The 6,908-nt window shown below is 60.7% G+C and carries 4 protein-coding genes; 3 read left to right on the top strand and 1 reads right to left on the bottom strand.

Going from position 1 to position 6,908, the window contains the following annotated elements; genetic code table 11:
• Positions 1-63: 63 nt before the first annotated feature.
• Positions 64-2,508, bottom strand: coding sequence for a glycosyltransferase (locus ACLP2E_RS18125; RefSeq protein WP_442463060.1), 2,445 nt, complete (start codon positions 2,506-2,508; stop codon positions 64-66).
• Positions 2,509-3,317: 809 nt separating this feature from the next.
• Here ACLP2E_RS18125 and ACLP2E_RS18120 point away from each other — a divergent pair.
• Genes ACLP2E_RS18120 through ACLP2E_RS18110 form a run of 3 tightly spaced genes read left to right on the top strand, consistent with a single transcriptional unit; the run spans position 3,318 to position 6,837 of the window.
• Positions 3,318-4,373: a GHMP family kinase ATP-binding protein gene (locus ACLP2E_RS18120; RefSeq protein WP_442466732.1), complete on the top strand. Its 1,056-nt coding sequence runs from the start codon at positions 3,318-3,320 to the stop codon at positions 4,371-4,373.
• Between the two features lie 30 nt (positions 4,374-4,403).
• A complete protein-coding gene (locus ACLP2E_RS18115) occupies positions 4,404-5,633 on the top strand; it encodes an HAD-IIIA family hydrolase (RefSeq protein WP_442463062.1) in 1,230 nt (409 codons plus the stop codon).
• A gap of 19 nt (positions 5,634-5,652) precedes the next feature.
• On the top strand, positions 5,653-6,837 hold the full coding sequence (locus ACLP2E_RS18110; protein ID WP_442466731.1) for an AGE family epimerase/isomerase: 1,185 nt from the start codon (positions 5,653-5,655) through the stop codon (positions 6,835-6,837).
• The last annotated feature ends 71 nt before the right edge of the window (positions 6,838-6,908 follow it).

The following is a 6,908-nucleotide window of genomic DNA, read 5'->3' as shown; positions in this document are numbered from 1 at the left end:
CTAGTTTTTTGTTTTTACGCGTTTTCTTCATGCGAACCGGTATCCACTTCGCTTGAAAACGCTCTAATCGATAATGGGCTTTCCGTTTTTCCGGCGCGCCGGCGCCGAGGGGGGAATTGGGCGCTCGGCATCACCCACCGCACCTTGGTATTCCTGGGGCGGAACATGGTCTTCTTTGAAGACCTCTCCCCATTTTTCGCGGAGGATCGCGGTATTGTCCTTTTGCAGCGCGAGCGCCAAATTATGCGAGGACGCTTCGTCCACATAGGATTGGTGCTCGAAATGGATGACCTCGGAAGCGGGTTCGTACCACACGACCATGCCATGTGCGCGCGCGGACATCGCCAGGTCGGAATCCTCGCAATAGGCGTTCTTGTATCGTTCGTCGAACCCCCCGACAGATTTCCAGAAATCCGACCGGATCAGTATTGACGCGCCCGAGATGTAATCGACCTCTCGGGCGATATTGACGATGGGCGCGTCCCGCTCCAGGCCGCGGCCGATATTGATCGCGCTGCCGTCCTGGAATAGCGCGGCCCCGGCTTCTTGAACTTTACCGTCTGGATAGAGCAGTTTCGAGCCCGCGATGGCGATTTCCGGATTGGCTTCCATCGCTTGATAAAGAGTTTTCAGCCAGCCGGGCAGAACAATCGTGTCGTTGTTGAGCAGCAGAACGTAATGGCCGCGGGCTTGGGCCGCAGCATTGTTGCAGTTGCGCAGGAAGCCGAGATTGGTCGGCGACTTTACGACTCGCAGGCCGGGGAAAATCTGCGCCGCATTCATCGTGTCGTCGGTCGAACCGTCGTCGGCGAGAATCACTTCATAGCGCAGGCCGCTGTCGGCGCCGGTGAGCGCGATGGAATTCAGGCAGGCGAGGGTCAGATCCCATTTATTGTAAACCGGCACGATGATAGAGACATCTGGAACGATCGCCGAGTCGTAAATCGGAAAACCGATCGGCTCGGACTTGTTGCAGGCTTCGATGAACAGAGGGATCGACAGCGCCCGCGCGTCGTTCAACGCGGAAAAAAACGAAGCGCGGTTGGCGGCGTCGCCGAATCGTTCCTGAACCAAAGCGCGGCCATTGGCCGAAACCCGCGTCCACAGCTTTTCATCGGTGTAAAGCGAGACGACGGCGTCGGCGAAGCCGCGCGGGTCGTCGGCCACCAGCGCGTGGACGCCGTCGACTATGCCCATGCCTTCCGCGGCGATGGTCGTGCAGACATTGGGAACGCCGGCGCCCATCAAGACGGCCACCTTGCCCTTGATGCCGGCGCCGTAAAGCAGCGGCGCCACGCCAAGCCGCGAGCTGTTGAGGATAGGGTCGAGCTCCGGCACAAAGCCGACGACTTCTATGCCGGGCTTTTGGCCGAGATCGACCACGGCGGGAGGCATTTCAGCTCCGACGATCTTGAAAACGACTGCGGGAAGAGCGTGGTGAACCAGCGGCCAGACGTTCTCGGCAAACCAGATGACGGCGTCGATATTCGGCATATGTGCGAAGCCGCCGAGAAAGAAAATATCATGCCGGCTTGAATAGCCCTGTGGTTCGCTCGTCACCTGAGCGTAGAGCGCGGGAAAGACGGAAACCCCTTTGTTGGGCAGTTCGGCGCGCACGAAGGGAAGTTCAGCCTCGCTGACGATTACGATATGGTCGGCAGCGCCCATCATCTCGACTTCGCGGAGGCGCGTGGCCATGGCTTTCGCCATGGCCACGCGATCGTTCTTGACTTTCGCTTCGCGCATCGCGCGCAGGAAATAGAGGTCTGGCGCATGGAAGACGAAGCGCGCGTGCGGAGCGACCGTTCTCGCCAGCGGAAGAACGATTTCTGCGACATCGACGCGAATAAGGTAAAAGGCGCCGAAACTGTACCCCTCACGCTCGATGAAGTCGCCGACGTGGCTGTAGCCGGACGCCTCGCTGATCACGGCGACCCCCAGAGAGCGAATCCGGTCGCCGTAACCGGGCGATTCCTTCATGTCGGTTGGAAGAAAAGTGACTTCATAACCGAGAGCGCGAAGATCGCTCAACATTCCAACGGTCGCGCGTTCTCCGGCGGAAAGGTCTGGTCGCGGAACGCGATAGTCCGCGACGAGGATGCGGCGAGCAATGGCTTCAGGCTTGTATTTCTGTGCCGTGGCGAGCAATTTTCTGAAACGCCAGGGACTGCGTTTTTCGGAGGAACGCTTGAACCTGTCGGAGCGGCGATGCGAAAAAGGCTTGGTCAAAAGAGCGAGGGCCCTCAGCAAACAAAAAAGGGCGAAATAATTGAAGTGCTCCCACGGCCTGCGATAGGACTTGTCGAGCCGCCGCAGCAAGTGAATCCGCTCGTCTCCGAGCTGTGCAATTCTGGCAAGCAGCGCGGCGCGGACCGGGTCGGACGCAGCCAGCGCCCTGCGCTCCGCCGCGGGTCTTCCCGCAACCAACGAGGAAACATAACCCGGCTTTTTGGTCTGCGTTTCGACGTTCATTCCCGAAACGGATAGTTTTTTCTCAGCATCAAGCATCGCCAACTTTCAGTAACTGAAGAGCGTAAGCCGGGTTGAATTGGTCCGGAACGAAGCCATCGGCTCAACGACTCGGCAACAAGAATGTCGACTTAACTTGGCTCCGACGATTTGAACTTATCGCCCGCGCTCCATCGAAACATTGCTGCATTCTCTTAGCACTAGAGCCGCAGTTCATGGAGTGGAAGACTTCCCTCGTTATTAGTTGGATTAGACAACGTTGCAAACAAGACCTACTGTTTCTCATCCGAAACAGAGGCGAGCCCAATTCGATCAGGAAAGGCCCAGAAAACCCGTCGATGGTTAACCCTGATTCAGACATCGCGGGTTTTTAGATAGTTTTTAGGGCAATGTCCACCAGGCGCCGGAACGCTCGGCGCCTTCCGAGCGCGTCATTCAAATGGTTGGGTGGCGCGCCGCGGCCCAAAGAGCAACCACTTCTTCCCTCAACCGGACTGGGCGGCCCGATCGCGATGAAGAAACCCACGTTTTTGCGCGCCAATCTCCAAGCGTATCGATATATGCTGTAAATATTTGATATTTTATGAGTTTAACCTTTTAAAACAGATGTCGATTATTTTTCCAGGTCCCAGGGAGAAGATGCTGGTTACTTAGCTTTAACTCATCTGCGAATTCCGGGATGAATACCTTGCGTCCCGGCAGCCCGCCGGTTTGCTAGCACGCGGCCCGAAGCGGGGGCAATTCCGCGCTCCCAGCACCTTCGCCTTGCCATCGCCGGACCGGGAGTCTATAGCTCGCCCGAATTTCGCCTGTCCGTATGAATGCAAGTTGATTTAGTTGGGGTTTTCATGTCGAGCCATAAGGTTTTCAACGTGCGCGCCCGGGCGCCTCTTAGGCTTGGACTTGCGGGCGGCGGCACTGATCTTTCCCCTTATTGCAATCAATATGGCGGCGCCGTCCTCAATGCGACCATCGATCGTTTCGCCTATGCCCATGTCTTCTCCAGCACGAATGGCAAGCTGATCTTTCGCGCCCGCGACGTCGGCCAGGAAGAAGAGATCGAGCCGGGCCAGGACCTGCAGATTCACCAGGGATTGATGCTCCACAAGGCGGTCTATCAGCATGTGATGAAGGCCTATTGCGACGGCGAGAATGTCCCGCTGACGGTTTCCACGACCATCGACGTTCCCGCGGGATCGGGCCTCGGCGCCTCCTCCGCGCTGGTCGTCGCGCTGATCGAGGCTTTCGTCAACGCCCTGCAATTGCCACTCGGCCCCTATGACGTGGCGCGCCTGGCCTTCGAGATCGAACGCCACGACCTGAAACTCGCGGGCGGACGTCAGGATCAATATGCGGCGGCCTTCGGCGGGCTGAATTTCATGGAATTTCTTGCCGAGGACCGGGTGATCGTCAATCCGTTGCGGATCCGGCGCGATTTTCTCAACGAATTTGAATCTTCGCTGGTCATCTGCTTCACCGGACAATCGCGCCGCTCGGACACGATCATCAAGGAGCAGGTATCGGGTCTCAAGACGCTGAACGCCGAGACCATTGCCGGCATGCACGCGCTGAAACAGGACGCGACGGAAATGAAGCTCGCGCTGCTCAGCGGCGATGTGCGCGGCGTCGCCGATATATTGGGCCATTCCTGGCTGGCCAAGAAAAAGACGGCCGCCGGCGTGTCCAACGAAAAGGTCGAGGAAATCTACGATGTGGCGATGAAGGCCGACGCCTGGGCGGGGAAAGTCTCGGGCGCTGGCGGCGGCGGTTTCCTCATGTTAATGACCGATCCCGAAAACCGCTATCGGCTGATCAGCGCGCTGAACGCCGCCGGAGGTCTCGCCGATTCCGCCAAAGTGACCTTCGACGGAGCGGAAGGCTGGACAACGTCGCGGAACGGGTGAACAAGCCTGTTGGCGGAATGGAGCGATGGCTTGATCGATCAATGCGTCATCCTGTTGGGCGGGCTTGGAACGCGCCTCGGCGCCGTCGGCAAGGCTACGCCGAAACCTCTTCTCGAAGTCGGCGGGACGCCTTTTGTCGAAGTGCTGATCTCGGAGGCGCGCCGGCGCGGCTTTCGTCGTTTCATCCTGCTGGCCGGACACAAGAGCGAACGGGTCGAGGCCTTTCTGGCCGAACGCGAAATCGAGCGGCGTTTCGACTGCCGCGTGGAGCTTTCCATCGAACCGACTCCTTTTGGCACCGGCGGCGCGCTGGTCAATGCGCTGCCGCTGCTGGACGAGGAGTTTCTGCTGCTGAACGGCGACACCTGGTTCGACTTCAACTGGCGCGATCTCGTCGCCCGCGCCCGGCGCGACGGCGCCACGGCGGCGCTGTCGCTGCGCCATGTGGTGCGGCCCGATCGCTATGAAACCGTCGAACGGCTCGGCGACCGGGTCGCCCGGATCCATCCGCGCGGCCGCGACCTGGAGACGGCGACGATCAATGGCGGCGTCTATTACCTGACCCGCCGCGCCTTGCAGGGACTGGGCTGTCCCTCCTCGCTGGAGGCGGATCTGCTGCCGGCGCTGGTCAGCCGGGGCGGCTTGCGCGGTTACGATTATTCCGGCTTTTTCATCGACATCGGCCTGCCCGAAACCCTTGCCGCCGCCGACTCACTCGTGCCGCGCCAGCGCAAGCGTCCGGCGGTTTTTCTCGATCGCGACGGCGTGCTCAATATCGACCATGGCTATACCCACAAGCCCGAACAATTCGAATGGGTTTTGGGCGCACGCGAAACGGTGAAGACCTTCAACGACGCCGGCTATTTCGTCTTTGTCGTCACCAACCAGGCGGGCGTGGCTAAGGGTCATTACGACGAAGCCGCCATCGCCGTGCTGCACGGCTGGATGGCGGAGCAACTGGCCGATTTCGGCGCCGCCATCGACGATTGGCGTTACTGCCCCTTTCATCCCGAAGGGACCGTCGAGGCCTACCGCCAGACGCATGAATGGCGCAAGCCCGGTTCCGGCATGATCGACGACCTGCTCCTCCACTGGCCGGTCAAGCGGGAAGGAAGCTTTCTCATCGGCGACAAGGACAGCGATATCCGGGCGGCCGAGGCGGCCGGGATCCCGGGCCATCTGTTTCGCGGCGGCGATCTGATGGCTTTTATCGACGAATTGGGCCTGGGCGCGAATTCGACCCAGCATGAAGCCGTTTGACTTGCAGAAGGCGCCCGCGATGCGTTTTTCCGATCAGCCGCTGATCCAGAGCGACAATAGTCTGGGCGAAATGGCCGTCCAATGCCGTGCGTGGCTGTTCGAGGCGGCGGCGCCGCTGTGGTCCGCGCGGGCCGAAGGCGACATTTTCCTGTTTCCCGAGCGTTTGTCGATCGAGGGCGAAAGGGATGCCTGTGCGCAGCGCCTTTTCGTTCAGGCGCGGCATATTTTCGCTTTTTGCGAAATGGGCCGGCTGGGCTGGACGGGTCCGTGGCGCGAAATGGTCGAAGCCAGCGTCCATTTTCTCCTGCGCGCCGGGCGAAAGCCCGACGGGTCCTATATCCACACTTTTGACGCGCAAGGCGCGCCGCTTGACCTGCGCGCCGATCTCTATGATCAGGCCTTCATGCTGCTGGCCCTGGCCCATGCGGGTCGCGCCACCGGTGACGAAAAACTGTTCGCGGCGGCGGAAGCGCTCGACGACGCGCTCGAAGCTCATTGGCGGCTGCCGCATGGCGGATATTGGGAAGGCGAGATCGCGCCATGCCCGCCGTTCCGGCAGAATCCGCATATGCATCTGCTGGAGAGTTTCATCGCCCTGTACGCCGCAACCGGCGCGCCGCGCTGGCGAGCCAGGGCGGAACATGTGGCTGCGCTTTGCGCGAAATTCTTCATTGATCCCGCTACGGGCGCACTGACCGAATATTTCGACGCCGCGCTGTATCCGCTTTCCGGCGTCGAGGGCCGGATTGTCGAACCCGGCCATTGTTGCGAATGGGCCTGGCTGTTCGAAACGCTGGCGCAATGGGAAACTCCGCACGCCGCGGAGATTTCCGACCGGCTCGTCGGCTTTGCGCGCCGCCAAGGCGTCGATCCGCGACGCGGCGTCGCCATCAACGAAGTAACCACCGACGGCGCGATCCGCAACGCCGACGCCCGGCTCTGGCCGCAAACGGAGCGGCTGAAAGCGGCATTGGCGCGGCTGCGCCGCACCGGGGAGACGGCCGAGCGCGTGGAGGCGCAACTGGCGCTCGCCGGGCTGGTGAAATATTTCGACGTGCCGAAACGCGGCGCATGGCGCGATAAATGGCGCGCGGACGGCAGCTGGATCGAAGAGCCGGCGCCCGGCAGCTCGCTCTATCATATCACCTGCGCGCTGGCCGAACTCTGCGACACGACAGCGCTGGCTCCCGACCAATGCGCCTGAAAGCCAAGCGGATGCCGGAACGCGTTTTTCTCTCAGGGAAAAGCTCGGGCGTCTGGAAGAGCCCGTTCGGC

This window comes from Rhodoblastus sp., from assembly GCF_052145335.1.
Lineage (GTDB): Bacteria > Pseudomonadota > Alphaproteobacteria > Rhizobiales > Beijerinckiaceae > Rhodoblastus.
Note: the sequence above shows the minus strand (reverse complement) of the source record. Positions and strands in the feature narration are given on the sequence as shown.

Bases quoted from the DNA above. Each gene is read 5' to 3' on its own strand.
- ACLP2E_RS18125 (WP_442463060.1), bottom strand. From the start codon at position 2,508: ATGCTTGATGCTGAGAAAAAACTATCCGTTTCGGGAATGAACGTCGAA.
- ACLP2E_RS18120 (WP_442466732.1), top strand. From the start codon at position 3,318: ATGTCGAGCCATAAGGTTTTCAACGTGCGCGCCCGGGCGCCTCTTAGG.
- ACLP2E_RS18110 (WP_442466731.1), top strand. From the start codon at position 5,653: ATGCGTTTTTCCGATCAGCCGCTGATCCAGAGCGACAATAGTCTGGGC.